The organism is Paraburkholderia graminis (assembly GCF_003330785.1).
Lineage (GTDB): Bacteria > Pseudomonadota > Gammaproteobacteria > Burkholderiales > Burkholderiaceae > Paraburkholderia > Paraburkholderia graminis.
On sequence record NZ_CP024934.1, the window covers coordinates 3,286,595 to 3,312,602 of the forward strand.

General features: G+C 64.8%; 22 protein-coding genes. 6 read left to right on the forward strand and 16 right to left on the reverse strand.

The window, feature by feature from the left end:
• Nucleotides 1-82: 82 nt before the first annotated feature.
• Together CUJ91_RS14655 and CUJ91_RS14660 are read right to left on the reverse strand one after the other, a co-directional pair.
• Nucleotides 83-1,405, reverse strand: coding sequence for an ABC transporter substrate-binding protein (locus CUJ91_RS14655; RefSeq protein ID WP_114156446.1), 1,323 nt, complete (start codon nt 1,403-1,405; stop codon nt 83-85).
• A 91-nt stretch (nt 1,406-1,496) separates the two neighbouring features.
• Nucleotides 1,497-2,279: an L-iditol 2-dehydrogenase gene (locus tag CUJ91_RS14660; protein ID WP_107708634.1), complete on the reverse strand. Its 783-nt coding sequence runs from the start codon at nt 2,277-2,279 to the stop codon at nt 1,497-1,499.
• Nucleotides 2,280-2,596: 317 nt separating this feature from the next.
• Between CUJ91_RS14660 and CUJ91_RS14665 the strand changes: the two genes are divergently transcribed.
• Genes CUJ91_RS14665 through CUJ91_RS14675 form a run of 3 tightly spaced genes read left to right on the forward strand, consistent with a single transcriptional unit; the run spans nt 2,597 to nt 5,320 of the window.
• Complete coding sequence (locus CUJ91_RS14665; RefSeq protein WP_114156447.1) at nt 2,597-3,556, forward strand: metal ABC transporter solute-binding protein; 960 nt, start codon at nt 2,597-2,599, stop codon at nt 3,554-3,556.
• Nucleotides 3,553-4,545 carry an ABC transporter ATP-binding protein gene (locus tag CUJ91_RS14670; RefSeq protein ID WP_208716132.1) on the forward strand — a complete coding sequence of 331 codons (993 nt, stop codon included), beginning with the start codon at nt 3,553-3,555 and terminating at the stop codon, nt 4,543-4,545. Before CUJ91_RS14665 ends, CUJ91_RS14670 begins: the two co-directional genes overlap by 4 nt.
• Nucleotides 4,538-5,320 (forward strand): metal ABC transporter permease, encoded by a 783-nt coding sequence (locus CUJ91_RS14675; RefSeq protein WP_006050002.1) that lies wholly within the window; start codon nt 4,538-4,540, stop codon nt 5,318-5,320. The genes CUJ91_RS14670 and CUJ91_RS14675 overlap by 8 nt, the downstream gene beginning before the upstream one ends.
• 68 nt (nt 5,321-5,388) lie before the next feature.
• Here the strand turns inward: CUJ91_RS14675 and fghA are convergent, their stop codons facing one another.
• The 4 genes from fghA to CUJ91_RS14695 all read right to left on the reverse strand — a co-directional run bounded on the left by fghA (nt 5,389) and on the right by CUJ91_RS14695 (nt 9,487).
• Nucleotides 5,389-6,255, reverse strand: a complete 867-nt coding sequence (fghA, locus tag CUJ91_RS14680) for an S-formylglutathione hydrolase (RefSeq protein ID WP_114156448.1) — start codon at nt 6,253-6,255, stop codon at nt 5,389-5,391.
• Between the two features lie 38 nt (nt 6,256-6,293).
• Complete coding sequence (locus CUJ91_RS14685; RefSeq protein ID WP_006050000.1) at nt 6,294-7,400, reverse strand: S-(hydroxymethyl)glutathione dehydrogenase/class III alcohol dehydrogenase; 1,107 nt, start codon at nt 7,398-7,400, stop codon at nt 6,294-6,296.
• Between the two features lie 181 nt (nt 7,401-7,581).
• Nucleotides 7,582-9,078, reverse strand: a complete 1,497-nt coding sequence (locus CUJ91_RS14690) for a xylulokinase (RefSeq protein ID WP_114156449.1) — start codon at nt 9,076-9,078, stop codon at nt 7,582-7,584.
• A 211-nt stretch (nt 9,079-9,289) separates the two neighbouring features.
• Nucleotides 9,290-9,487, reverse strand: a complete 198-nt coding sequence (locus tag CUJ91_RS14695; protein WP_114156450.1) for a prephenate dehydrogenase — start codon at nt 9,485-9,487, stop codon at nt 9,290-9,292.
• A 30-nt stretch (nt 9,488-9,517) separates the two neighbouring features.
• Between CUJ91_RS14695 and CUJ91_RS14700 the strand changes: the two genes are divergently transcribed.
• A complete protein-coding gene (locus tag CUJ91_RS14700; protein WP_029968159.1) occupies nt 9,518-10,927 on the forward strand; it encodes a nucleobase:cation symporter-2 family protein in 1,410 nt (469 codons plus the stop codon).
• Between the two features lie 192 nt (nt 10,928-11,119).
• Here CUJ91_RS14700 and CUJ91_RS14705 read toward each other — a convergent pair whose 3' ends face one another.
• Genes CUJ91_RS14705 through CUJ91_RS14715 form a run of 3 tightly spaced genes read right to left on the reverse strand, consistent with a single transcriptional unit; the run spans nt 11,120 to nt 17,096 of the window.
• Nucleotides 11,120-12,649 carry an efflux transporter outer membrane subunit gene (locus tag CUJ91_RS14705; protein ID WP_006049995.1) on the reverse strand — a complete coding sequence of 510 codons (1,530 nt, stop codon included), beginning with the start codon at nt 12,647-12,649 and terminating at the stop codon, nt 11,120-11,122.
• A 1-nt stretch (nt 12,650) separates the two neighbouring features.
• Nucleotides 12,651-15,845 carry an efflux RND transporter permease subunit gene (locus CUJ91_RS14710; protein ID WP_006049994.1) on the reverse strand — a complete coding sequence of 1,065 codons (3,195 nt, stop codon included), beginning with the start codon at nt 15,843-15,845 and terminating at the stop codon, nt 12,651-12,653.
• An 18-nt stretch (nt 15,846-15,863) separates the two neighbouring features.
• Complete coding sequence (locus CUJ91_RS14715) at nt 15,864-17,096, reverse strand: efflux RND transporter periplasmic adaptor subunit (protein WP_006049993.1); 1,233 nt, start codon at nt 17,094-17,096, stop codon at nt 15,864-15,866.
• Nucleotides 17,097-17,523: 427 nt separating this feature from the next.
• On the opposite strand from CUJ91_RS14715, the gene CUJ91_RS14720 reads away from it, so the two are divergent.
• On the forward strand, nt 17,524-18,162 hold the full coding sequence (locus tag CUJ91_RS14720; protein WP_006049992.1) for a TetR family transcriptional regulator: 639 nt from the start codon (nt 17,524-17,526) through the stop codon (nt 18,160-18,162).
• 56 nt (nt 18,163-18,218) lie between these two features.
• Here the strand turns inward: CUJ91_RS14720 and CUJ91_RS14725 are convergent, their stop codons facing one another.
• Nucleotides 18,219-18,845 carry a cysteine hydrolase family protein gene (locus CUJ91_RS14725; protein WP_029968161.1) on the reverse strand — a complete coding sequence of 209 codons (627 nt, stop codon included), beginning with the start codon at nt 18,843-18,845 and terminating at the stop codon, nt 18,219-18,221.
• A 206-nt stretch (nt 18,846-19,051) separates the two neighbouring features.
• On the opposite strand from CUJ91_RS14725, the gene CUJ91_RS14730 reads away from it, so the two are divergent.
• The gene (locus CUJ91_RS14730) at nt 19,052-20,053 is read left to right on the forward strand and encodes a helix-turn-helix domain-containing protein (protein WP_114156451.1); all 1,002 of its coding nucleotides are present in this window, start codon (nt 19,052-19,054) and stop codon (nt 20,051-20,053) included.
• 273 nt (nt 20,054-20,326) lie between these two features.
• Here CUJ91_RS14730 and CUJ91_RS14740 read toward each other — a convergent pair whose 3' ends face one another.
• The 6 genes from CUJ91_RS14740 to CUJ91_RS14765 all read right to left on the reverse strand — a co-directional run bounded on the left by CUJ91_RS14740 (nt 20,327) and on the right by CUJ91_RS14765 (nt 25,993).
• A complete protein-coding gene (locus CUJ91_RS14740) occupies nt 20,327-21,061 on the reverse strand; it encodes an SRPBCC family protein (protein WP_114156452.1) in 735 nt (244 codons plus the stop codon).
• Nucleotides 21,062-21,092: 31 nt separating this feature from the next.
• Nucleotides 21,093-21,485: a DUF427 domain-containing protein gene (locus CUJ91_RS14745; RefSeq protein WP_006049988.1), complete on the reverse strand. Its 393-nt coding sequence runs from the start codon at nt 21,483-21,485 to the stop codon at nt 21,093-21,095.
• A 127-nt stretch (nt 21,486-21,612) separates the two neighbouring features.
• Complete coding sequence (locus CUJ91_RS14750) at nt 21,613-22,110, reverse strand: hypothetical protein (RefSeq protein WP_006049987.1); 498 nt, start codon at nt 22,108-22,110, stop codon at nt 21,613-21,615.
• Between the two features lie 255 nt (nt 22,111-22,365).
• Nucleotides 22,366-23,874, reverse strand: a complete 1,509-nt coding sequence (locus CUJ91_RS14755) for a DegQ family serine endoprotease (protein WP_107708621.1) — start codon at nt 23,872-23,874, stop codon at nt 22,366-22,368.
• Between the two features lie 151 nt (nt 23,875-24,025).
• Complete coding sequence (locus tag CUJ91_RS14760; protein ID WP_006049985.1) at nt 24,026-25,327, reverse strand: ATP-binding protein; 1,302 nt, start codon at nt 25,325-25,327, stop codon at nt 24,026-24,028.
• Between the two features lie 3 nt (nt 25,328-25,330).
• Complete coding sequence (locus tag CUJ91_RS14765) at nt 25,331-25,993, reverse strand: response regulator (protein ID WP_114156453.1); 663 nt, start codon at nt 25,991-25,993, stop codon at nt 25,331-25,333.
• Nucleotides 25,994-26,008 lie beyond the last annotated feature (15 nt).

Consider the following 26,008-nt stretch of genomic DNA (forward strand, 5'->3'; position numbering starts at 1 on the left):
TTCCGTGCTTCGGTTCCGTGCTTCGGTTCCGTGGTTCAGTTCCGTTGCTTCAGTCAGTCGCGAAGTGCGACCGACTTCGGCATTACTTCTGGTAGCCGGCCTGCTTCACTGCGCGATCCGCGGTGGCCTGCCCTGCCGCCAACGCCTGGTCGACGGTCATCTGACCGGCAATCGCGCCGGAGATGCTCTGACCGACCACCGTGCCGAAGGACTGGAACTCAGGAATCCCAACGAACTGCACGCCGGTGTACGGCACGGGCTTTAACGTCGGATGTTCCGGATCGGCCGTCTCGATCGCCTTCAGCACGAAGTCGCCAAACGGCGCGGCCTGCTTGTATTCCGGACGCGCATAGGTGGATTGACGCGTTCCCGGCGGCACCGAAGCCCAGCCTTCATCCTTCGCGACGAGTTCGATGTACTGCTTCGACGTCGCCCACGCGATGAACTTCTTCGCCGCATCGGCCTGCTTCGACGACTTCGGAATCGCCAGCGCCCACGCCCACAGCCAGTGCGAACCCTTCGGCGTCACCGCGACCGGCGCGGCCGCGAAGCCGACCTTGTCCGCGATCTGCGATTGCTGCTTGTTGTACAGCATGCCGGCCGCGACCGTCGCGTCGATCCACATCGCGCATTTGCCCGAGGACATCAGCGTGAGGTTTTCGTTGAAGCCGTTCGAGCTCGCTCCGGGCGGGCCGTTCTTCTTCAGCAGATCGACATAGAACGTGATCGCCTTCTTCCATTCCGGCGACGTGAGTTGCGCATGCCACTTTTCGTCGAACCAGCGGCCACCGAACGTGTTCACGACCGTCGTGCCGTATGCCATGTTCTCGCCCCAGCCGGCCTTGCCGCGCAAGCAGATGCCGTACAGGCCGTTGGCTTTGTCGGTGAGCTTGTCGGCGAATTGCGCGATCTGGTCGTAGGTCGGTTGATCGGGCATTTTTAGGCCCTTCGCTGCGAACAGGTCCTTGCGGTAATACGTCATCGAGCTTTCGACGTAAAACGGCAGCGCGTACAACTGGCCGCCGGAGGAAAGTCCGTCGCGGGCCGTCTTCACGACGTCGTTGAGATCGTAGTCGGCGGGCAGGTTCGTGAGCGGCGTGAGCCAGCCGCGCTTGCCCCACTGCGGGGTTTCATAGGCGCCGATCGTCATCACATCGAACTGGCCGCTGCCGGTCGTGATGTCGGTGGTGGCGCGCTGACGCAGCACGTTTTCCTCGAGAATCACCCAGTTCAGCTTGATGTCCGGATTCGCCTTTTCGAATTCTGGCGAGAGCTTCTTCAGTTCGATCATGTCCGGATTGTTCAGCGTCGCGATCGTTACCGTGGCCGCCGACGCGCTTAGCGCAAAGCAGGCAGCGGCGCCTGCGCTCACCATCTTGAGCGCGGACTTGAGGGCTGGTTTCATGTGTGTTGTCTCCTTTCTCGTGCGTTATGTGATGCTGCGTTTGTTCTACGAAATGGCGCTGAATGACAGAGATAAGCGCGCGGGCAAACCCTCAACTCATCCAGTTACCGCCGTCCACATTAAGCGTTTGCGCGGTGATGTAGTCCGCGTCCGCGGAGGCGAGGAACAGCGCGGCGCCCGTCAAATCTTCCGGCACGCCCATGCGCCCGAGCGGCACCGCTTCGCCGACGAGGCGCTTCTTCTCGCCGAGCGGCCGGTTTTCATAGCGGGCGAAGAGCGCGTCGACTTCGTTCCACATCGGCGTATCGACGACGCCCGGCGCGATGCCGTTCACATTGATCTTGTGCGGCGCAAGCGCCAGCGCCGCGGATTGCGTATAGCTGAGCACCGCGGCCTTCGTCGCGCAGTAATGCGACACGAGCGCTTCGCCGCGCCGCCCCGCTTGCGACGACATATTGATGATCTTGCCGCCGCGGCCTTGCTCGACCATCCGCCGCGCGACGGCTTGCATGAGGAAAAACATGCCCTTCACATTGACCGCGAAGAGGCGGTCGAACACGTCCCAGGATTCGTCGAGAATCGGACGCATATCGAACAGCGCCGCGTTGTTGAAGAGAATGTCGATGTGGCCGAACCGCTCGACCGTGCTCGAGACGATGCGCTCGATGTCGTCGCGGCGCGTGACGTCCGCAGTAACGGTCAGCACGCGCTCGCCATGCGAGGCGCGCAGCGCCTGGCCGAAACTGTCCGCCGGCTTGACGTCGACGAGCACGCATTGCGCGCCTTCATCCAGGTAGCGCCGCGCGACGGCTTCACCGATTCCGCTTGCCGCGCCCGTCAGAATGGCCACCTTGTCTTGCAGTCGTGCCGCCACGCTTTGTCTCCGGTTCGTTTCGCTTTTCGACGCACAGTGAGCGAACGCTCATTACGTGATCAATTGCTCTGTTTGTGATCGAATGATCGGATACGCACCGGGTCATGTCAAGGCGCTCTATCAGATTTCGATGGTGCAGCGCGCAACGAGTGTGTCGGCTGCTTGCCAGCTTCTGTCGAGTCCGGGATGACACGAAAACGAGATACGTTATATCATTTCGGCCTCGTCGGACGGCCCGTGCTTACGGCTGCATGACATCGGCTGAACCATCGCCGTCATGTCCGCGATCCACTCAACCTCTTGCAGCAGGACACACCATGAAGAAGCTCGTCACGATGTCGCTCGCGAAGTATGTCGCCGCAGTCACAGCCGCGTTCGCGTTAAGCCATGCAGCCTTCGCGGCGGATGCGAAAATTCCGGTGGTCGCCGCGGAAAACTTCTACGGCGACGTGGTGCAGCAACTGGGCGGCGACCGTGTCGACGTGACGAGCATTCTCAGCAATCCGGACGAGGACCCGCATCTGTTCGAAGCGAGCGCGAAGACGGCGCGCGCTTTGCAGCATGCGCGCCTTGTCGTGTACAACGGCGCCGACTACGATCCGTGGATGGCAAAATTGCTGGCAGCGTCGAAGAGCGCGCAGAGCGGCAAGCGCACGACGATCGTCGCCGCGCAGTTGACCGGCAGGAAAAGCGGCGACAATCCGCACCTCTGGTACGACCTTGCGACCATGCCGAAGGTGGCGCGCGCGGTGAACGAGGCGCTCGTCGCGGCTGACCCGGCGCACAAGTCGGCGTACGATGCGAACCTCGCGAAGTTTCTCGACTCGCTGAAACCCGTCGAGGCCAAGGTCGCCGAACTGCATGGCCGTTATGCGGGCACGCCGGTCACGGCAACGGAGCCGGTGTTCGGCTATATGTCGGACGCCATCGGGCTCGCCATGCGCAACATGCGCTTCCAGATGGCGGCCATGAACGAGACGGAGGCGAGCGCGTCGGACATCGTCGCGTTCGAACGCGATCTGCGCGAGAAGCGTGTGCGTGTTCTGATCTATAACAGCCAGGCAACCGAGGCCCTGACCAAACGCATGTTGAAACTCGCGCAGCAATCCACGGTGCCGACGGTGAGCGTCACCGAAACGCAACCCGCGGGCACCACCTATCAGACGTGGATGCTGTCGCAGCTCGACGCACTCGGCGCAGCTTTGGCAAAAGGCGGCGCGGACAATGCGGGCAATGTGGGCGCAGCGCCTGGCGGCGTCAAAGGAAAAAGCCAATGAATGTCACTGGCCGCGGCACGCCAGCCTATCCGTCAACTACGGCGTCAACGGCGGCGTCCGCCGACACGCCCGCGGCAAGCCGCGCACCCGTGCTCGAACTCGATCACGTCACGCTCGAACTCGGCGGCCGCACGATTCTGCGCGATACGGGCTTCGTCGTGAGTCAGGGCGAATTCATCGGCGTGCTCGGGCCGAACGGCGCGGGCAAGACCACGCTGATGCGCGCGGTGCTCGGCCTCGTGCCGGCGGCAAGCGGCACGATTCGCGTGCTGGGGCATCCGGTGGAACGCGGCAACGCATCGATCGGTTATATGCCGCAAACGCGCAGCGCGCTCGCGGGACGGCGCGTGCGAGGCCGCGATTTCGTCGCGATGGCGGCCGACGGTCACCGCTGGGGCCTGCCTCACGCGGACGCGAAAACGCGCGCGGACGTCGAGCGCGTGCTTGAACTCGTGGACGGCCGCAAGCTCGCCGAGCGGCCGCTGTCCGAGCTCTCGGGCGGCGAGCGTCAGCGCCTTCTGCTCGCGCAATGTCTGCTCGGCTCGCCGAAACTGCTGCTGCTCGATGAACCGCTGATCAGCCTCGATCCGCATCATCAGAAAAGCGTCGTCGAACTGGTGCGCCGCGTGCAGCGCGAACTCGGCATTGCCGTGCTGTTCTCCGCGCACGAACTGAATCCGCTGCTGAACTCGCTCGATCGCGTGCTGTATCTCGGCAGCGGCGTGGCGGCGCTCGGCACCGTCGACGAAGTCATCACGCGGCCCGTGCTGTCGCGCCTCTATGGCTCGCCGATCGATGTGATGCGCGTGAACGGCCGCATCTTCGTGATGTCGGGCGGCGTCGAAGTGGAAAAGCACGATCACGAACACGAGCACGACGAGAACGGCGGACACACGCATTCGCACGGCCATTCTCACAATGCGCACGGCCACTCACACGAGCATCAGCATCAACACGACTCACGCGACGGACACAAGCACGATGTTTGAATACGACTTCATGGTGAACGCGTTTGCCGCGTCGGGGATCGTCGCGGTGCTCGCCGGCGTGGTCGGCTATTTTCTCGTGATGCGCGGGCAGACCTTCGCGGGCCACGCGCTCTCGCATGTCGGCTTCACCGGCGCGACCGGCGCGGTGCTGATCGGCATCTCGCCGATCTGGGGCATGGTCGGCTTCACGCTGGCGGCGGGCATCGGCATGGGCGCGCTCGGCGAACGCCTCGCCGGACGCGACGTGGCCATCGGCGTGATACTGTCGTTGTCGCTCGGCTTCGGCCTGCTGTTTCTGCACTTCTTCACGGCCTATGCAACGCAGGTCACCGCGCTGCTGTTCGGCAACGTGCTCGGCGTGAACGAATCGACGCTCGCTGTGCTCGCGGGCCTGGGCGTCGTCAGCCTGGTCGCGCTCGCGGCCATCATGCGGCCGCTGCTGTTCGCTTCGTTGCAACCCGAACTGGCCGAAGCGAAGGGCGTGTCGTTGCGCCTCGTGTCCGTGCTGTTTCTCGCGATTGCCGCGCTCGCGGTGGCGGCGTGCACGCAGATTGTCGGCGTATTGCTGGTTTTTACGCTGATGGTCGGGCCCGCCGCCGCCGCGCAAAACATGACGACGCGGCTCTCGGCGGGTCTCGTGCTGGCCGCCGGCCTCGCGCTGTTGCAAGCCTGGCTCGGCGTGACGCTCGCGTTCTATACCGACTGGCCGACGAGCTTCTGGATCACCGCGCTGTCCGCCGTCGTGTATGGCGCGAGTCTGTTGAAGCGTCGCTGATTGCGCTTTAACGCAAAGCACGCGATGGCGGCCCGCAACGGCGCCGCCATCTGCCTGCACGACTAAAGTCAGCCGAGCAGCACCTTCGCGTGATGCGCGATGTGATCCTCGATGAACGTCGAGATGAAGTAATAGCCGTGGTCATAGCCCGCATGACGGCGCAACGTCAGCGGCTGGCCCGCGTCACGGCACGCTGCCTCGAACACGTCCGGGTACAACTGCTCGGCGAGGAACTGATCGGCGAGTCCCTGATCGAGCAGAATGCCCTCCGCAAACTTGCTCGATGCGCGCGCCACGAGTTCGCTCGCGTCGTACTCCTTCCACGCCTCGCGGTCGTCGCCGAGATAGCCGGTGAACGCTTTTTCGCCCCACGGGCAGCGCGTGGGCGCGGCAATCGGCGCGAACGCCGACACCGAACGATAGATGTCCGGATTGCGCAGCGCCAGCATCAGCGCGCCGTGGCCGCCCATTGAATGACCGAAGATGCCGAGCCGCGAAGCGTCGACGGGCAGTTCGTTCAACACCGTCTCGCGCAGCTCGTCGCGCACATACGAGTACATCCGATAGTGCCGCGCCCAGGGCTCCTGTGTCGCATCGACGTAAAAGCCCGCGCCCACACCGAAGTCCCACGCCGCGCTCTCGCCCGGAATGCCCGCGCCGCGCGGACTCGTGTCCGGCGCGACGAGCGCCACGCCGTGTTGCGCAGCGAAGCGCTGTGCGCCCGCCTTGATCGCGAAGGTCTCTTCGGTGCAAGTGAGGCCCGCGAGATAAAAGAGCGCGGGCACCTTCCCGCTTGCATTTGCCTGCGACGCTTGCAACGCCTGCGGCGGCAAGTACACCGAAAAGCGCATCGGCAGGCCGATGGTCTGCGACTCGTGGCGGTAAAAACGCTGCTCGCCGCCATGACAGGCGTGCGACGACAATAGCTCAAGCATCGTCTTGCTCCTTGTTCAAGCGCTCTGAATGAGCCGCGTTAGTACAGCACGACCGAGCGGATCGACTCGCCCTTCTTCATCAGATCGAAGCCTTCGTTGATGCGCTCGAGCGGCAGACGGTGCGTGATCAGATCGTCGATATTGATCTTGCCTTCCATGTACCAGTCGACGATCTTCGGCACGTCCGTGCGACCGCGCGCGCCGCCGAATGCGGAGCCTTTCCACTCGCGGCCCGTGACGAGCTGGAACGGACGCGTGCTGATCTCCTCGCCCGCCGCCGCCACGCCGATGATGAACGACTGACCCCAGCCCTTATGCGTGCATTCGAGCGCCTGACGCATCAGCTTCACATTGCCGACGCACTCGAACGAATAGTCCGCGCCGCCATCGGTGAGCTGCACGATGTGATCGACCACGTTCTCGACGTCGTTCGGGTTGATGAAGTGCGTCATGCCGAACTTCTTCGCCAGTTCGACGCGGCCCGGATTGATGTCCACGCCGATGATCTTGTCCGCGCCTACCATTTTGGCGCCCTGAATCACATTGAGACCGATGCCGCCGAGGCCGAACACGACGACGTTCGCGCCCGCTTCGACCTTCGCCGAATACACGACCGCGCCGACGCCGGTCGTCACGCCGCAGCCGATGTAGCAGATCTTGTCGAACGGCGCGTCTTCACGCACCTTCGCCACCGCGATTTCCGGCACGACGATGTAGTTCGAAAACGTGGACGTGCCCATGTAGTGAAACAGAGGCTTGCCGTCGAGCGAAAAGCGTGAGGTCGCATCGGGCATCAAACCCTTGCCTTGCGTCGCGCGGATCGCCTGACACAGGTTGGTCTTGCGCGACAGACAGAACTTGCACTGACGGCATTCCGGCGTGTAGAGCGGGATCACGTGATCGCCCTTCTTCAGCGTGCCGACGCCCGGACCCGTATCGACGATCACGCCCGCGCCTTCGTGGCCGAGAATCGCCGGGAAGATGCCTTCGGGGTCCGCGCCGGAGAGCGTGTAGTAGTCGGTATGGCAGATGCCGGTCGCTTTCACTTCGATCAGGACTTCGCCGGCGCGCGGGCCTTCGAGATCGACTTCCTCGATCGTCAACGGTGCGCCGGCTTTCCATGCGATTGCTGCTTTGGTCTTCATCGTGAATGCTCCTGTGAGTCGGTGAATGCGTTGAACGTCGCGCCGTCTAGTGTGGCAGTGCGTTGGCACTGCGTTAGGGCGCGCGAATGTCCGGGAAGGCTACGGTCGATGCCCGTGCTGCGCGAGCTACAGGCTAACGCATGAAAAGCGTCATGGTATTGCAAAGTGCGTCACGGCATTGTCAGCACGTGACATCGCCGCTTTGTCCTTCTGGCGTCGGTGCGTCGAACCATGTTTCGACGCGGCCATACAGATCGAGAAAACGCGCATAGCGATCGGCGAGCGCGCGATCGCCTCGCGGGCTCGCCACGTGCGTCGCGCCCGGCGCGAGCGCGGCGAGATCGTGCGCATGCCAGTAACCGCTCGCGATGCCGCCGAGAATCGCCGCGCCGCGCGGCGCCGCATTCGGGCAATCGACCGCATGCAGTTCGGCGTTCAGCGCATCGGCGAGCAACTGCCGCCAGCGTGCATCGACGGAACCGCCTCCTGCGAGCTTCAACGCCGTCACCGTTGCGCCGCTCGCGCGAATCGCATCGAGCCCTGCTCGCAGCGAAAAGGCGACGCCTTCGAATGCCGCGCGCATCATCGCGCCGCGTGTGTGATCGAGCGCAAGTCCGAGCCAGCCGCCGCGCGCCGATGCGTTGAGCCAGGGCGTGCGCTCGCCTGTGAGGTAGGGGAGGAAGGTGAGCGGTGCACCAGGCGCGACGTTGTTCGCGTGCGCGTTGCCCTCAGGGCTCAGGCTGACACAATCGCCAAACGCCTCGTTATAAGCATCGGCCCATTCATACGACAGCCATCCGCGAGCGCGTTCCAGCGCGATGCCGACGTTTTGCATCGCGGCCATCCGATACCAGTGATCGCTCGCCGCCCGATAGCGATGCAAGCCTCTGACCGCGGCAGGCTCATGCTCGGCGAGCACGACGATCTGGCCGCCAGTGCCGGTGGTCAGCAGCGCGTCGCCGTCGCGAGCAAGGCCGCTGCCGAGCGCGGCGCAGGGCGTGTCGGCGGCGCCTGTCGCGAGCACGATACCCGCGCGCAGTCCCAACGCCTGCGCAGCACCCGGCGACAGCACGCCGGCAGCGGCATACGACGGCCCCACAGGCGCAAACCATTCATGCGGAATACCGAGCCGCTCCAGCAGCGCCGTGTCCCACGCGCCGTCGGGATCGGCGAGCGCGGTCGCGCACGCGTCGGAAGGATCGGTCGCGACCGCGCCGCCCAGCGCCACGCGCAGCCAGTCTTTCGGCTGCAGCGCCCAACGCGTGCGGCGCGCCGACTCCGGCTCGTGCCGCACGATCCAGCGCAGCAACGGACCGGCCATGCCCGGCGCGACCGGATTCGGCTGCGGCTCGGGCCACGCGTCGAGCAGGGAAAGCGCGCGCGTGTCGGGCCACAGCATCGCGGGCCGCACGGCATTGCCTGTTTCGTCGATCAACACGACGCCATGCATCTGCCCCGACAAGCCGATCGCCTTGACCTCGCGGCGCAGCGCTTCGGGCAAGCGCGCCGCGGCTTCGGTGAGCGCGCGCCACCATGTTTGCACCGACGTTTCCGCCCAGCCGGCATGCGGCGTCTCGAGCGCATAAGCGACGCTTGCGACCGCCTGCTCATGACCGTCTTCATCGACGATTGCGACTTTGAGGGAACCGGTGCCGAGGTCGATGCCGAGAAAACTCATGAGGGGTCAATGTGGTCGGTTGAGGCGCGAAGAAGCGCGCGCTGGAGATGCGGCAAGTCGCCTGGTATTGCCCGCCGCACGCGCGCTTTGCGTGGCCACCTGGCCGCGTGGCCGCGAGCTGAAAAGTCGGCAAATCGCGGGTTAACCCCGCCCCGCGGCGAGCCGCGCCAAAATACGACTATGCGCGCGGCCGGATACACGTCATCGATTCTCACATATATCGCAGCAGCTCGGGCACGCGGCGCGAGCGCGCACGCAGCGCCGCCACACGGGGCTGACCGCCGATGAAACCGCTCTTCGCCGCGATTTGAAGCCTCGCAGCGGAGATACCCATATCGTGACCGGGAATGCCGGAATAGGCGCCAGCGGTCTTGTTGCGCTTTTTCGTCCCCGATACCTTGGAGTCCATCCCAAAACTCAGACGGTGGAGAGAGACGTTATGCAATCGAACACGGTTCACCCGTGCGACGAGCGGCTGCCCGCAGGCCAGTTGCTCACCCTCGGCATCCAGCACGTCCTGGTGATGTACGCCGGCGCCGTCGCCGTGCCGCTGATCGTCGGCGCGGCGCTCAAGCTGCCGAAAGACCAGATCGCGTTCCTGATCAGCGCCGATCTGTTCTCCTGCGGCATCGCCACGCTGATCCAGACGCTCGGCTTGTGGATCTTCGGCATCCGCCTGCCGGTCATCATGGGCTGCACGTTCGCCGCGGTCGGCCCGATGGTCGCGATCGGCACGAACCCCTCGCTCGGCATTCTCGACATCTTCGGCTCGACGATCGCCGCGGGCGTGATCGGCATTCTGCTTGCGCCGGCCGTCGGCAAGCTGCTGCGCTTCTTCCCGCCGGTCGTGATCGGCGTGGTGATTTCGGTGATCGGCCTCTCGCTGATGGGCGTCGGCATCAACTGGGCAGCGGGCGGCGTCGGCAATCCCGACTACGGCAATCCCGTGTACCTCGGCCTGTCGCTGATCGTGCTGATGCTGATTCTGCTCATCAACAAGTTTGCGAAGGGTTTTGTCGCCAACATCTCGGTGCTGCTCGGCATCGTCGCGGGCTTTGCAATCGCGCTCGCGCTCGGCCGCGTCGATATGGACGGCGTCACGCATGCGCCGTGGGTCGGCTTCGTGATGCCGTTCCACTTCGGCCTGCCGCACTTCGATCCGCTTTCGATTGCGACGATGGTGACCGTGATGTTCGTCACGTTCATCGAATCGACGGGCATGTTCCTCGCGGTCGGCGATATGGTCGATCGGCCGGTCGATCAGAAAACGCTGGTGCGCGGCCTGCGCGTGGATGGACTCGGCACGCTGATCGGCGGCATCTTCAACTCGTTTCCGCATACGTCGTTCTCGCAGAACGTCGGCTTGATCGGCGTGACGGGCGTGAAAAGCCGCTTCGTCTGCGCGATGGGCGGCGTGATTCTCGTCATGCTCGGCCTCTTTCCGAAGATGGCGCAAGTGGTCGCCTCCGTGCCGGCTTTCGTGCTCGGCGGCGCAGGCATCGTGATGTTCGGGATGGTCGCGGCCAACGGCATCAAGGTGCTGTCGAAGGTGGACTTCGTGAAGAATCACCACAACCTGTTCATCGTCGCGGTGAGTGTCGGCCTCGGGCTCGTGCCGGTCGTGTCGCCGCACTTCTTCGCGAGGCTGCCGGCTGCGCTGTCGCCGCTTCTGCACAGCGGGATTCTGCTGGCTTCGGTGTCCGCGGTCGTGCTGAATCTGATTTTTAACGGCGTCAAAAGCGAGAAGAAGGCGCAGTGCGAAATCCGCGCGGCCGGCCATGATTTCGACGGACGCGGCGGCAAAGAACCGCCGCGCGATGAAATGCTGCGGGCCGCGGATTTGCATTGAGGCTCGTGGCTCTGCGGTTTATGGCTTCGAGGCTTATGGCTTCGCGGCTTATGGCGGCGAAGCGCTGAGCGCCGCTCAGTCGCGAAGCCACGCTAGCTAGGCGAGCCGCTGTCTGTCAGAGAACCGCCATAAAAAAACAACGCCACGGCATGCCGTGGCGTTGTGCTTTTCAAGCGTCGATTACCGCAACGCTCAGCCCGCGGTAGCAGCGGAAGCCGCCGCCGGCGCGCTGGCCGCGCCGTAGTCGACCGGGGCATCGGGCGGACGCGGCTGATCGCCGTTATGCTCGATCCACCCGCCGCCGAGCGCCTGGTACAGCGTGACCAGGTTCTGCAGGCGCTGCATGCGCGCGGTGATCAACGACTGCTGCGCCGAATACAGATCGGTCTGCGCGGTCAGCACCGACAGATAACTATCGACGCCGTTCGTATAACGCAGAGTCGACAGATCCAGCCGGCGCTGTTCTGCAAACGCATTGCGCTCGAGCGACCGGATCTGCTGATCGTACGTGCCCCGCGCGGCGAGCCCGTCCGCCACTTCGCGGAAGGCCGTCTGGATCGCTTTTTCGTACGTGGCGATTTGCGCGTTCTTCTGGATGTTGGCGAGGTCGAGGTTGGCCTTGTTCTGGCCGCCTTCGAAAATCGGCAACGTGATCGACGGCGCAAAGCTCCACGCGGCCGAACCCGGCTTGAACAATCCGCCGAGCGTCGGGCTCAGCGTGCCGAAGCTGCCCGTGAGCGAGACCCTCGGGAAGAACGCCGCCCGTGCCGCGCCGATATTCGCGTTGGCCGCGAGCAGATTCTCCTCGGCCTCCATGATGTCCGGACGACGCGTCAGCAGATCGGACGGCAAGCCCGCCGGAATGTCCGTCAGCAGATTCTGGTCGCTGAGCGTGAGGCCCGGCGGCAGATCAGCCGGCAGCGGCTCGCCGAGCAGCAGCACGAGCGCATTCTCGGCCTGTGCGCGCAAGCGCTCCTGCGCCTGCAGGTTCGCGCCCGCTTGCTCGACCACGGTCTGCGCCTGACGCAGATCGAGTTCGGAGCCCGTGCCGTTGTCGAACTGCAGCTTCGTGATCCGGTACGACTCCTCGGCGGTCTTCAGCGTGCCTTGCGTGACTTTCAGCAGATCGTCGAGTTCGAGCACCGTCAGGTACTGATTCGCGACCTGCGAAACCAGCGCGATTTCAGCCGCCTTGCGCGCCTGCGCGGTAGCCAGGTACTGCGCCAACGCCTGATCCTTCAGGCTCTGAATGCGGCCGAAGAAGTCGATTTCCCACGAAGCGTTCAGACCGACCGAATACGAGTTGCTAATCGTCCTGCCGGCCACCGACAGATTCTCCGGCGTGCGCGATTTGCTTTGCGAAGCCGCGGCGTCGAGCGTCGGGAACAGACCCGCGCGAACGATGCGGAACTGCGCCTGCGACGCCTGCATGTTCAGCACCGACACGCGCAAATCGCGGTTGTTCTTCAGCGCGATGTCGATCAGCCGCTGCATGCGCGGATCGACGAAGAAATCGCGCCAGCCGATGTCCGCCGCGGCCACGCCGTTCGCGCTGCGCGCGCCCGACTGGCCCGGTTGAGTCGCGCCCGGCTGCGTTTCGTACACGCCGCCGGTCGGGAAGTTGCTCGTCACCGGCGCGGCGGGGCGCTCGTACTTCGGCGCCATCGTGCAACCGGCGGCGAACAGCGCGACCGCTACTGCAATCAAAGAGTGTTTTTGCATCTCAATGTCCGTCCTTGCCCGAGGCATTGCTGTCCGGATCATGCGGATGGTGCTGGTTGTAGTGTGCAAGCGCCACATCCGGGTCTTCCGTCTCGCCGCCGAACTTCGCGCGAATCACGACGAAGAACATCGGGATCATGAAAATCGCGAGGAAGGTCGCCGTCAACATGCCGCCGATCACGCCCGTACCGATTGCATGCTGGCTCGCCGAGCCGGCGCCGTTGCTGATCGCGAGCGGCATCACGCCGAGAATGAACGCGAGCGAGGTCATCAGGATCGGGCGCAGCCGCAGACGCGCCGCTTCCAGCGCGGCCTCGATCGGGCCCATGCCTTCGCTCTGCTGCAACTCGCGCGCGAATTCCACGATCAGAATCGCGTTCTTCGCCGACAGCCCCACCGTGGTCAGCAGACCGACCTGGAAGAACACGTCGTTTTCGAGCCCGCGCAGCGTCGCGGCCAGCAGTGCGCCGATCACGCCGAGCGGCACCACCATGATCACCGAGAACGGGATCGACCAGCTTTCATACAGCGCCGCGAGACACAGGAACACGACGAGGATCGAGATGCCGTAGAGGATCGGCGCCTGCGAACCGGACTGACGCTCCTGCAGCGACAGACCCGTCCACTCGTAGCCGATACCCGCGGGCAGCTTCGCCACGAGCGCTTCCATCGCGGTCATTGCCTGACCGGTCGACTTGCCCGCCGCCGCCGCGCCCTGGATTTCCACCGCGGAAATACCGTTGTAGCGCTCGAGCTTCGGCGAACCGTAAGTCCACTCCCCGCTTGCGAACGACGAGAACGGCACCATGCCGCCACCCGTGTTGCGCACGTACCAGGCGTTCAGGTCTTCGGGCTTCATGCGGAACTGGGCATCGCCCTGCATGTAGACCTTCTTGATCCGGCCGTCGGTATCGAGGAAGTTGTTGACGTACTGCGATGCCCACGCGATCGAGAACGTCTGGTCGATCGCCGACAACGACACGCCGAGCGCCGCCGCCTTTTCGTGGTCGATATTCACCTTGAACTGCGGCGTATCGTTCAACCCGTTCGGACGAACCTGAGCCAGCGTCGGATCTTGCGCGGCCATGCCGAGCAGCATGTTGCGCGCTTCCATCAGCTTGGCGTGACCGACACCCGCGCGGTCCTGCAGCTCGAAGTCGAAGCCCGCGGCCGTGCCGAGTTCCGGAATCGACGGCGGATTCACCGGGTACACCAGCGCGCCCTTATAGCTGCCGAAGTGCATGAAAAGACGGCCCACCAGCGCCTGCACCTTTTCGTCCGCATGCTGACGCTGCGCGTAGTCCTTCATCCGCACGAACACGAGACCCGCGTTCTGACCGCGGCCCGCGAAGCTGAAGCCGTTCACCGTGAATGTCGATTCGACAATCGCCTTCTCGCCGTTGAGCAGGTAGTCCGACACGTCCTTCAACGCGCGCGCCGTGGTTTCCTGCGTCGAGCCGGACGGCGTTTGCACGAGCACGAACATCGTGCCCTGGTCTTCGTCAGGCAGGAACGACTTCGGCAATTTCACGAACAGCAGACCAACCGCGAAGATCACCACCATATAGATGATGAGCCAGCGGCCCGAGCGCTTGATCACGTGGTGCACGCCCGAGTGATACTTGTCGCGGCTCTTGTTGAAGGTGCGGTTGAACCAGCCGAAGAAGCCCTTCTTCTCTTCGTGATGACCTTGCGGAATCGGCTTGAGAATCGTCGCGCACAAGGCCGGCGTGAGAATCAGCGCGACCAGCACGGACAGCACCATCGCCGCCACGATCGTCAGCGAGAACTGCCGGTAAATCGCGCCGACCGAGCCGCCCGAGAACGCCACCGGCACGAACACCGCCGACAGCACGAGCGCCACGCCGACGAGCGCGCCGGTAATCTGGTCCATCGCCTTGCGGGTCGCGTCGCGAGGCGATAAGCCCTCTTCCGCCATCACCCGCTCGACGTTTTCCACCACCACGATCGCGTCGTCCACCAGGAGGCCAATGGCCAGCACGAGACCGAACATCGACAGCGTATTGATGGAGAAGCCCACCACGCTCATGACCGCGAACGTGCCCAGCAGCACCACCGGCACGGCGATCGTCGGGATCAGCGTGGCGCGCAGGTTCTGCAGGAACAGGTACATGACCAGGAACACCAGCACGATACCTTCGAGCAGCGTCTTGACCACTTCCTCGATCGACAGACGCACGAACGGCGTGGTGTCGTACGGGTACTTCACGACGAGACCGTGCGGGAAGTACTTCGACAACTCGTCGACCTTCGCGCGCACCGCCTTCGCGGTAGCCAGCGCATTCGCGCCCGTGGCGAGCTGAATACCGAAGCCCGCGGTCGGCTGACCGTTGTACTTCGTGTCGAAGTTGTAGTTCTCGCCGCCCAGCTCAACACGCCCCACGTCCTTGATGCGGACTTGCGAGCCGTCCGGATTCACCTTCAGCAGAATGTTGCTGAACTGTTCCGGCGTATTGAGCAGCGTGGCTTCCGTGATGGTCGCCTGCAACACCTGCCCCGGCACCGACGGCGTGCCGCCGAGCGAGCCGCCCGCGACCTGAACGTTCTGCGCCTGCAACGCGCTCTGCACATCCACCGGCGTGAGGCCGAAGTTGGTGAGCTTGTTCGCGTCGAGCCAGATGCGCATCGCGTACTGCGAGCCGAACAGCGTGACCGTGCCCACGCCGTCGATACGGCTGACCGGGTCCTGCACGTTCGACGCCACGTAGTTCGCGAGGTCGTACTTGTTCATGCTGCCGTCTTCGGACACGAACGCCATGACCAGCAAGAAGCTGCTGCTCGACTTCGTGACCTTCGTGCCGAGCTGCTGCACGGCTTGCGGCAACAGCGGCGTGGCGAGCTGCAGCTTGTTCTGCACCTGCACCTGCGCGATGTCAGGATTGGTGCCGGCCGCGAACGTCAGCGTGATGGTTGCCGTACCCGAGTCGTCCGAGGTGGACGACAGATACAGCAAGTGGTCGAGACCACTCATCGACTGCTCGATCACCTGCGTGACGGTGTTTTCGACCGTCTTCGCCGACGCGCCCGGATAGGTTGCGCTGATCTGCACAGCCGGCGGTGCGATGGTCGGGTATTGCGCGATCGGCAATGTAAACACCGACGCAATGCCCGCGAGCATCAGGATGATGGCGATCACCCATGCAAAAATCGGGCGATCAATAAAGAACTTTGCCATGTGGCGGGCTCCCTGTTATTACGCGCCCGATGCTGCGGAAGCGGGTTGAGCCGTCTGCGCAGCGCCGCTGGCGGCCGGCGCGCCCTGGGCGGCTGCGCCCGAGGCTGGCGAGGCGGGAAGTTGTGCGGCAACGGCTTTGACCTGCATGCCGGGCTTCGCCTTGTCGGTGCCCTGCACGATCACGCGGTCGCCCGGCTTCAGGCCGTTCTCGACCACCCAGTTCGAACCGTACGTACCCGACGTGACGAGCTGGCGCAGCGCGACCTTGTTGTCTTCGCCGACGACGAGCGCGGTCGGCTGACCCTTCTGGTCATGCGTGATACCGACTTGCGGCACGACGAGCGCGTTCTCGTTCACGCCTTCCTCGATCTTCGCGCGCACGAACATACCCGGCAGCAGCACCTTGTCCTTGTTCTGGAAAATCGCGCGGACGGTGACGGAACCGGTACTCTGGTCGACCGTGACGTCGGTGAACTGCAGCTTGCCCTTTTCCGAATAGGTGCGGCCGTCTTCGAGAATCAGCGACACCTTCGCTGCGTCAGGTCCGTTCGTCTTGAGACGCCCTTCCTGAATTTCGCGGCGCAGCTTCAGGCCGTCGAGGCTCGATTGCGTCAGGTCGACGTAGACCGGGTCGAGCTGCTGGACGGTGGCGAGCAACGTCGCGGCGCTCGCCTGCACATACGCGCCCGGCGTGACTTGCGATACACCGACCTGGCCCGTCACCGGCGAGGTGACGTCCGTATAGCCGAGGTTGATCTGCGCCGTCTCGACCGCGGCCTTGCCGGCGGCGACGTCGGCCGCGGCCTGGCCTTGCGCGGCCACCGCGTTGTCGTAGTCCTGCTTGCTGACCGCGTTGGCGGCGACCAGCACCTTGAAGCGGCTGGCCTGCGCCGTGGTCGACGCAAGGTTGGCCTGCGCCTTTGCGAGCGAGGCCTTCGCGTTATTCAGCGCGGCGATATAAGGCGCCGGATCGATCTTGTACAGACGTTGACCCGCCTTGACCTGACCGCCTTCCGTGAACTCGCGGCGCAGCACGATGCCGTCGACCCGCGCGCGCACTTGCGCGACGAGGAAGGCGCTGGTGCGGCCGGGCAATTCGGTGACGACAGGTACGGTAGTCGGCTGGACGGTGACGACGCCAACTTCGGGCGTCTGTTGCGGCGGGGCAGATTGTTTTGGTCCGCATGCTGCCAGCAATATGGCAGCCGTCGCGGCACTGATTAAGCGGAATGGAACCCGTTCGACGCGCATGGAGCGACCTCTGTCTATGACTGAGAATGAAAAAGTGCGCGCATCCCTACCCCGGGGACAGCAGCGCACACATGCGTCTTGCGACGCTCGACCGGAAGCCCGTGAAGACGTACCGAAGTTACGAGGCACCTGGGCGATATGCGCCAAACCGGGAAATGCCGCACGGCGCCGCCCGTTCGGGCGCGACGCAAAGAGCGTTTTGAAAGGCAACAGTGACGGATATTAACTGGTCGTCACGGCTTGGGCTATCCGATCGTGGGGTGCTATTATATATACATTCAAGAATGAATGTAAAAGTGCGTTGCTTCTCGTGCAGGGCGGGGACCGGCAAGAATGCTTCGGCAAACACTCAAGAGCAGACGGATTGTCACCGGGCGTACTTAAAAAAGCTCGGGAAAACCCCACAATCAGGGCAGGTCAAATAACCATGGTGCGACGAACCAAGGAAGAAGCGCTGGAGACGCGCAATAGCATTCTCGACGCGGCAGAAAGAGTGTTTTTCGAAAAAGGCGTATCGCGCACGTCGCTCGCGGACATCGCGCAAGCGGCCGGCGTCACGCGCGGCGCCATCTATTGGCATTTCTCGCACAAGAGCGACCTGTTCACGGAGATGTTCGACCGGGTGCTGCTGCCGCTCGACGAACTCAAGGCCGCGTCGCTGGACCCCAACGAGCCCGATCCGCTCGGCCGTCTGATGGAAATCTGCATTGTGTGCGTGCGCGACACCGCGAACGATCCGCGCCGCCGCCGCGTGTTCGACATCCTGTTTCTGAAGTGCGAGCTGGTCGAGGAAATGGGACCGGTGATGGTCCGCTATCAGACCAACATGCGCGAGGCGCTGGTCAAGATCGAAGGCGGCTTGCGCAATGCGATCTCGAAGGGGCAATTGCCCGCGGACCTCGACACGAAGCTGGCCGCGGCGATGGTGCATGCGTTTGTCGGCGGATCGTTGCGCGACATGCTGTTCCTGCCCGATGCGACCGATTTCGCCGCGCTCGGCGAACGCATGGTCGAAGGCATCTTCGATGCGCTGCGCATGAGCCCGGCGCTGCGCAAGTTGGCGTAAGGCTGTCGGCGGCTCGGGCTCGTCGCGGCTTTTCAGCCGCGTCCGTGGCTCTGCTGTCAGCGGTTCCTGCTGCGCGCTTTCTGATTCGACGCATAGATATTGCCGCGTTCCAGCGGCACGCCGCTTTTCACCGCGGCAAGCCATTCGTCCGTGCTCGCGACCGCCGCGAAGCGCGACTGCAGCACCACGCAAAATACCCGGTGGATGTCCTCTGCGCTCGCAAAGCCCGCGCTGTTTTCGTACGGGACCGAGCCCGTCGCGTCATGCAGAAACTCGACCGTGAGCCCGGCGTGGACCGCGTGGTTGATCGTCGACGCATCGCAGTTGTGCGTCATATAGCCGGCGACCGTCAGCGTGTCGATCTGACGCGCGGTCAGCCACTCGGCGAGATCCGTGCCGGTGAAGGCGCTCGGCAGCGACTTTTCCACGTAGTGATCGTGCTCGCGCGAGGCGACCACCGGGTGCAGTTCCGCGCCGTCGCTGCCGCGCGCGAAGATCGGCGAGCCGCCCGGCGCGAAATTCTGCACGACGACGACCGGCACGCCGGCCGCGCGCGCCGCATCCATCGCGCGGCCGATGTTGGCGAGCGAGCTTTGCACCTCCGGATATTCGATCGGCAGATCGCCGCTCACGTATTCGTTCTGCACGTCGATGACGATGAGCGCGCGGCGCGGGCTGGTCATGGCAAGACTCCTGTGGATGTTGATCGAGGTCGCGCGCCGCCGTTGCTGCGAGCGCGGAAGACCGGGCTGCAAGCCGCAACGGCAGCGGCGATGACGCATTGTTCCTCCACCGCGCCTTCGACAACAGCGGCCCGTTTGACAATCTTCGCTAGAATCGGGCCATTGCTTTTCCCATCGACGTTGTCATTCTACCAGGTGCCCGACTCATGGCTGCATCCGCCGCATCGGCTGCGCTGGCCGCTTCGTCCGATCCACAGCACGCGCACATCGTCGCGGTGATCGCTTTCGACCGCATCAGTCCATTTCACCTCTCGGTGCCGTGCGTGGTTTTCGGCGAGGACCGCAGCGGCGGCGTGCCGCATTTCGACTTTCGCGTGTGCGCGGCCGAAACCGGCCCGCTGACGACGACTGCGGGTTTCTCGATCGCCGTCACGCATGGCCTCGAAGCGCTCGCCGAAGCCCACACGATCATCGTGCCGAGCTGGCGCGATCCCGATGAGCCGCCGCCCGCGGCCTTGCTCGACGCGCTGCGCGCGGCCCATGCGCGCGGCGCGCAACTCGTCGGACTATGCCTCGGCGCGTTCGTGCTGGCCGCGGCCGGCATTCTCGACGAGCGCCCGGCGTCGACGCACTGGGCGTGGGCCGACGACTTCGCGCGCCGCTACCCGCGCGTGAGGCTCGACCGCGACGTGCTGTATGTCGACGACGGCAACGTGCTGACATCGGCAGGAACGGCGGCGGGACTCGATTGCTGCCTGCATGTGCTGCGCAAGATGTGCGGCGCGGAAGTGGCGAACTTCGTCGCGCGCCGGCTGGTGGTGTCGCCGCATCGGCAAGGCGGGCAGGCGCAATACATTCAGCAGCCAGTGCCGCCGAACATCCGCGAAGACCGGCTGTCGGGCCTGCTCGACTGGGTGCGCGGCAATCTCGACGCGGCGCATACGCTCGACAGCCTCGCGGCGCGCACGCTGATGAGCCGCCGCACTTTCACGCGGCGCTTCAGGCTCGCCACGGGCACGACTGTCGGCGCATGGCTGCTCGCGCAGCGGCTCGGGCGCGCGCAGCAGTTGCTCGAGAGCACGGATGAGTCGGTGGAGGCGATCGCGGGCATGGCCGGGTTTGGGTCGGCGGCATCGTTGCGCCAGCATTTCGCGGACGCGTTTCGCACGTCGCCGTCGGCGTGGCGAAGGGAGTTTCGCGGTGCGTGACGCTGTGTAGCCGATGTGAGTGGCGCGATAGGCGAAGCTCGCGCGGCCCGGCGCGCGGGCGGGCGATGAAGCTCGCGACGCATCAGGCGCTCAGCGAGAAAGCAACCCCCGTCCGGCAACGAGCGCGCGACAAGACGAAGCGCGGCCCGGAACGACGTCCTTTCGTAGGCGCGCACCGCGATTTCGTAGGCGCGTCGGCGCGACAGTCACCGTCATGGGTTGCGCGTGGCGCATCACGCGTCATGCGTCAACACGCCACGGCCTAAGCGGCCCTCACCGCTCACTAATCCACCGCGCGACATACAACAACAACGCGACCAGAAAAATCATCGCCGCCCATGCCCAGTTCGGCACGGCATGCGGCGTCGGTTCGTGATGCGAGACGCTGTGCGATACGCTCGCCGCCCGTCCGCCGAGCGCGCCGCCATCCTCGCCGCGAGTGCGCCGCGCGATGCCGCCCAACGTGATCGGCCGCAAAAACACATGCTGGCGACGCGCCGCCGAACCGCGCGCGCGATTCGGACCCTGGCCGTGCTTCGCGCACACGACCGCGCTGAATTCGGCGAAGAAATCGTCGGCGAGTTGACGCAGCGCGTTTTCGAGTTGACGCGTGGGCAATTGCGCGAGCGGTCCCGACGACGTCGCCCAGATCGTGTAGTCGATCCGCGTGCCGCGCTCGCGACCGCCCGCCGCGCCCTCTTCCGCGCGCAGCCGCACTTCGATCTGTCCGCGCAGCAACCCGACACCGTCGGCGCGCGCCTTGAAGTTGATGGTGCGGCGTTCCGCATCGGCGGGGCCCGAATCCTGGCCGGCGACGTGCGCGCGAACTTCGTAACGCGCGCGCAGCGGCCCGAGCGGAACCGTCATGGTCAGCGCGTATTCGCCGTGCGCAAAGCGCGTGAACGACTCGCAGTTATCGAGGCTGGCGCGCAGGAGCGCGAGGTCTTGCAACGCGTCCCAGACATCGGACGGCGCAAGTGGAATCCGCAACGCGTCGTTCAGTTCCATGCCAGCCTCCCGACGAACGCGCGACAGCCGATCAGGACGTCTGATCGATGCGGTCGACGCGCGATGAGTAAAACGCGAGATAGCCCTTGATTCGGCCCGCCTGCTCGAACGGCGTCTCGTAACTCCATACGGCGTTTTCGATCAGGCCGTCTTCGGTGCGCAGATGAAAGTACGACGCGTCGCCCTTGAACGGGCAGTGCGTGGTGTGCGTCGAGCGCTCGAGCCGCGCCATGTTCACGTCTTCGCGCGGAAAGTAGAACACGTCGGGCAGGCCGGTTTCGCTGAGTGTCAGCGCGGCGTGCGTGTCGGCCATCGTCACGCCGCCGTGGATCACGCGGACGCGGTGATCGTTGCCGGTGATCGCGATGGCATGTCCGCCGGCGGACTTGTCCCGGCTTCCGTGGGGTGTCAAGGCATCGCTCATGTCTCGGCTCCGTGAAAGTGTGCGGTCGTGCAAACAGCAAAGCCACGGGACAGGCCCGTGGCTTCATTATCTGTCAAAGTTCTCACGATTGCGCGGCGTCCATGCGGATACCCCGTCAGCCTCGGGTTTACTGGGTGTTCCAGTAGAACGCCGCTTTCGCCGTGCCCTTCGCCGGAACAGTCAGGGCCTTCGACTGGTCGCGGTCCTTGTAGGCCGCATGCACCGTGTAGCGGCCCGGCCGCAGCTTCACGAGCATGTACGGACCGCGCGACGTCGTGCTCAACACCTCGCCGTTATGCGCGTCGACGATCCGCACATGGACGTCGGCGAGAAAGTCCGAGCCCGGCCCCGTGAAGCGCAGCGACAGCGGCCACTGGCTTTGCGCCTGCTGCAGCGCCTTCGACTCGTCGAGACCGACGCCGCCCGAGACGAACGAAACGTCGCCTTGCTGCTGGATTTGCGGCAGACCTCCGCCGTTGACGTTGCCTGCGCTCGTCTGGTCGGTGGTGGTGCCACCGGTTACGTCGCTCGCCTGCTGCGCGTACGCGCCGCCCACCAGACCGAGAGTGAGCGCCACGCTGGCCGCGGCGGCTACGATCTTTCGCTGAGTGCGTTGGTTTTTCATCGGTTTGCTCCTTATTGACATCTTCGTCCGGCGCCCGTCGATGGGGCCGGATTCAGGATGGATGCAACCTGCGTGCCACACGGCCGCTCGCCAGGCCGGCAAACCGCCGCCGTGCACGCCCCCTGCCGCAAAGCGCCTGCCTCGCGGCTTCAGCCCTGAAAACAAAAATGCCGGTCTGTGCGCAGTAACTGCAAACAGACCGGCAAGCCTTACTTCATGCGATACGTCAGATCGGAACTCGGCCTGCGCCGTCGATCAGCCGAGGTCCACCGGCACGAAGATCTGCGCGTTGTCGCGCTGGATCAGCAGCGCGATGCTATTGCCTGCGCCCGCAACCATCTGCTTCAACTGATCGACGCTCGCGACGGGCCGGCCGTTGACCGCGAGAATCACGTCGCCCGGCTGAATGCCCGCGCTTTCCGCCGCGCCGCCCGACTGCTGCACCAAGAGCCCGTGCGAGATCGCAGCGCTGCTCTTTTCTTCCGGCGTCAGCGGACGCACGGCGACGCCCAGACGCCCTTGCAACTGCGTCGGCTGATCGGCCTTGTCGGAGGCGACCTTGCTGTCGGACAACGAGCCGATCGTCACCTTCAGATCCTTCGTGCCCTTGTCGCGCCACACTTGAACCGCGGCCGTGCTGCCAGGCGCGAGACCGGCGATCTGCGAGGGCAGCGCCGACGAATCCGTCACTTGCTCGCCGTTTACCGAGAGAATCACGTCGCCCGGCTGCAAGCCGGCCTTCGCGGCGGGGCCGCCCGGATCGACGGAGCTGACGAGCGCGCCTTGCGGCTTCTGCATGCCGAACGAGTTCGCCAGCGTCTGGTTCATGCCCTGCACCGCGACGCCGAGGCGTCCGCGGCTCACGTGACCGGTCTTGACGATGTCGTCCTTGACCTTGATCGCCTCGTTGATCGGGATTGCGAACGAAAGTCCCTGGAAGCCGCCCGTCTGCGAGTAGATCATCGAATTGATGCCGATCACTTCGCCCTGCAGATTAAAGAGCGGTCCGCCCGAATTGCCCGGATTCACCGGCACGTCGGTCTGGATAAACGGCGTGTAGTTTTCGTTCGGCAGCGAACGCGACTTCGCGCTGATGATGCCCGAGGTCACCGTATTGTCGAAACCATACGGCGAGCCGATGGCGACGACCCACTGCCCGACCTTGCTCTGACGCGGATCGCCGATCTTGACCGTGGGCAGATTGCCCGCATCGATCTTCAGCACGGCCACGTCGGACTGCTTGTCGGCGCCGACCACCTTGGCCTTGAATTCGCGCTTGTCGGTGAGCTTCACGGTGACGACATTGGCGCCGTCCACCACATGCGCGTTGGTCAGAATATAACCGTCGCTGCTGACGATGAAGCCCGAGCCGAGGCTCGCGCTCGGCTGATCGGGCACATCGCCGCCGTCGCCGCCTTGCATGCCCGGCATGCCGCCGAAAAAGTGCTTGTAGAACTGATAAAACGGATCGCTCGGATCGATCGGCAACTGGTTGCCGCCATTGCCACCGTTGCCGCGCAGCGCCGCGCGCTTCACGACATGCTTCGCGCTGATGTTGACGACGGCCGGCCCGTAGGTTTCGACGAGACCGGAGAAATCGGGAATGCCGGTTTTCGCAGCGGCTTCGGCGGGCATCATCGCGGCTTGCGCCGGCGTGATGACCTGCGGCGCCGGCACGTCGCGATGGCCCGCCACATAGCCGGCGGAAAGCGCTACGGCGACAGCAGCCGCGACGGCGCTGCGGGACAAGGTTTTCGCGTTCATTGTGTGCTCCTGACTGGAGAAAGAAACTCGGATGTCAGGAAGCGTAAGCGTTATCGCTTAAAGGAGACTTAAGCAGCGACAGATCGCGCTCGATCAGTTTAGCCCTTGTTTCAGGGGCTTTTCTTTAGAAAGGAAGTTGAAACCTTGCTGGTCAGAAACGCACTGTGACCTGGAGCCCGCCCGCCGGCGATTCGTCGAGCGATATCGCCGCCTGATGCTGGGTCGCGATGCGCCGCACGATTGCGAGGCCCAATCCGCTGCCGGCCACGTCGGTACGCACGCGATTTTCGCCGGCGCCCGCGCGGTAGAAACGGTTGAACACGCGCTCGCGTTCGGCCGGCTCGATGCCCGGTCCGCTGTCGGCGATACGCACGACCGGATGCCCGCCTTCCACATGCAGGCTCACGTCGACGCGCCCGCCTCGCGGCGTGTACTTGGTTGCGTTGTCCACGAGATTGTTGAACATCACGCGCAGCGATTCGGGGTCGCCGATCACCGTGGCCGACTCGCTCGCCTCGATGCCGAGATCGACGCCGCGATCCTGCGCAAGCGGCGCATACGCGAGCACGCAGTCCGAGAGCAGCGCGCGCAAATCGATCGCATCGGTCGCGGCAAGGCCGTCCGGCTCCGAGCGCGCGAGCGCGAGCAGTTGCTCGGCGAGGCGCGTCGCGCGCGTCACGCCGGCTTGCAGATCGGCGAGCGCTTCGCCGCGCGCGGCGTCGTCTTTCGCACGCGACACCAGTTGCGCCTGAATCTGCACGGCGGCGAGCGGCGTGCGCAGTTCGTGCGCCGCATCGGCGACGAAAGCCTTCTGGATATCGAGCGCGGTGGCGAGCCGCTGCAACAAGCCGTTGAGCGCGCGAACGAGCGGCTGCACTTCGAGCGGCAGACGTTGATCGGGCAACGGATCGAGCGCTTCGGGATGCCGCGTGTCGAGCGCGCTCGTCACGCGCCGCAAAGGACGCAGCCCGCGTCCGATGATGACCCACACCGCGAGCCCGAGCACCGGCAACAGCACGATCAGCGGCCACAGCGTGCGCAACGCGACGTCGGCGGCAAGGCGGTTGCGCACCGAGAGCGGCTGCGCCAGCTGCACGACGTTATCGCCGACGATCGCGCCATACACGCGCCACTCGCCGCGTTCCGTGTGCTCGGTCGAGAAGCCGAGTTCGGCGCGCGGCGCGAGCGGCGCACGCGGACGCGAGTAGTACATCAGCACGCCGTTGCGGTTCCAGATTTGCAGCACGATGCCTTCGTCGCCGGTATCGCGCGAGCCGAGCACTTGCGAGAACGGTTCGGCCGGCAGCGCCGCCGCGATCTGCTCCAGCTGGTAATCGAACAGTTCGTTGGCTTCGGCAAGCGCCTGGCGATAGATCAGCCAGCCCGCGATGCCGACGCCGAGCAGCACGAGCGCAAGCAGCCAGACCAGCAATTGACGGCGGATGGATCGCATCGGCTAGGCTTCCTTCGCGATCATGTAGCCGAGGCCGCGCACGTTGCGGATCAGCTCCGCGCCGAGTTTCTTGCGCAGCGCGTGAATGTAGACCTCGACCGTATTGCTGCCGATCTCCTCGCCCCAGCCGTACATTTTTTCCTCGAGCTGGCTCTTCGACAGCACCGCGCCTGGCCGCGCGAGCAGCGCTTCGAGCAAGGCAAATTCGCGCGCCGACAACGCGACCGGCGCGCCGTCGAGCGTCACCTGATGCGACGCGGGATCGAGCATCAGATTGCCGTGGCGGATGGTCGAATCGCTGCGGCCCGACTGGCGGCGAATCAGCGCCCGCATGCGCGCGCCGAGTTCGTCGAGATCGAAGGGCTTCACGAGGTAATCGTCCGCGCCGGCGTCGAGGCCCTTCACGCGGTCGGCCACCGCATCGCGCGCGGTGACGATCAGCACCGGCAACGCGTGGCCCCGCGCGCGCAGCGTGCGCAATACGTCGAGACCGTCGCGCTTGGGCAGACCGAGGTCGAGCAGCACGAGATCGTACGGCTGGCTCGACGCCGCGCTGAGCGCCGCTTCGCCGTCTTCCACCCAGTCGACCGCGAAGCCTTCGCCGCGCAGTGCCTTGCGCACGCCTTCGGCAATCATCCGGTCGTCTTCGACTAGCAAGATGCGCATGGTCACATTCCTCAA

Coding starts and splice junctions, on each gene's coding strand:
- CUJ91_RS14670 (WP_208716132.1), top strand. CDS start 3,553: ATGAATGTCACTGGCCGCGGCACGCCAGCCTATCCGTCAACTACGGCG.
- fghA (WP_114156448.1), bottom strand. CDS start 6,255: ATGCTTGAGCTATTGTCGTCGCACGCCTGTCATGGCGGCGAGCAGCGT.
- CUJ91_RS14740 (WP_114156452.1), bottom strand. CDS start 21,061: ATGGAACTGAACGACGCGTTGCGGATTCCACTTGCGCCGTCCGATGTC.
- CUJ91_RS14745 (WP_006049988.1), bottom strand. CDS start 21,485: ATGAGCGATGCCTTGACACCCCACGGAAGCCGGGACAAGTCCGCCGGC.
- CUJ91_RS14655 (WP_114156446.1), bottom strand. CDS start 1,405: ATGAAACCAGCCCTCAAGTCCGCGCTCAAGATGGTGAGCGCAGGCGCC.
- CUJ91_RS14730 (WP_114156451.1), top strand. CDS start 19,052: ATGGCTGCATCCGCCGCATCGGCTGCGCTGGCCGCTTCGTCCGATCCA.
- CUJ91_RS14760 (WP_006049985.1), bottom strand. CDS start 25,327: ATGCGATCCATCCGCCGTCAATTGCTGGTCTGGCTGCTTGCGCTCGTG.
- CUJ91_RS14705 (WP_006049995.1), bottom strand. CDS start 12,649: ATGCAAAAACACTCTTTGATTGCAGTAGCGGTCGCGCTGTTCGCCGCC.
- CUJ91_RS14700 (WP_029968159.1), top strand. CDS start 9,518: ATGCAATCGAACACGGTTCACCCGTGCGACGAGCGGCTGCCCGCAGGC.
- CUJ91_RS14690 (WP_114156449.1), bottom strand. CDS start 9,078: ATGAGTTTTCTCGGCATCGACCTCGGCACCGGTTCCCTCAAAGTCGCA.
- CUJ91_RS14665 (WP_114156447.1), top strand. CDS start 2,597: ATGAAGAAGCTCGTCACGATGTCGCTCGCGAAGTATGTCGCCGCAGTC.
- CUJ91_RS14675 (WP_006050002.1), top strand. CDS start 4,538: ATGTTTGAATACGACTTCATGGTGAACGCGTTTGCCGCGTCGGGGATC.
- CUJ91_RS14710 (WP_006049994.1), bottom strand. CDS start 15,845: ATGGCAAAGTTCTTTATTGATCGCCCGATTTTTGCATGGGTGATCGCC.
- CUJ91_RS14750 (WP_006049987.1), bottom strand. CDS start 22,110: ATGAAAAACCAACGCACTCAGCGAAAGATCGTAGCCGCCGCGGCCAGC.
- CUJ91_RS14720 (WP_006049992.1), top strand. CDS start 17,524: ATGGTGCGACGAACCAAGGAAGAAGCGCTGGAGACGCGCAATAGCATT.
- CUJ91_RS14685 (WP_006050000.1), bottom strand. CDS start 7,400: ATGAAGACCAAAGCAGCAATCGCATGGAAAGCCGGCGCACCGTTGACG.
- CUJ91_RS14695 (WP_114156450.1), bottom strand. CDS start 9,487: ATGGACTCCAAGGTATCGGGGACGAAAAAGCGCAACAAGACCGCTGGC.
- CUJ91_RS14725 (WP_029968161.1), bottom strand. CDS start 18,845: ATGACCAGCCCGCGCCGCGCGCTCATCGTCATCGACGTGCAGAACGAA.
- CUJ91_RS14765 (WP_114156453.1), bottom strand. CDS start 25,993: ATGCGCATCTTGCTAGTCGAAGACGACCGGATGATTGCCGAAGGCGTG.
- CUJ91_RS14715 (WP_006049993.1), bottom strand. CDS start 17,096: ATGCGCGTCGAACGGGTTCCATTCCGCTTAATCAGTGCCGCGACGGCT.
- CUJ91_RS14755 (WP_107708621.1), bottom strand. CDS start 23,874: ATGAACGCGAAAACCTTGTCCCGCAGCGCCGTCGCGGCTGCTGTCGCC.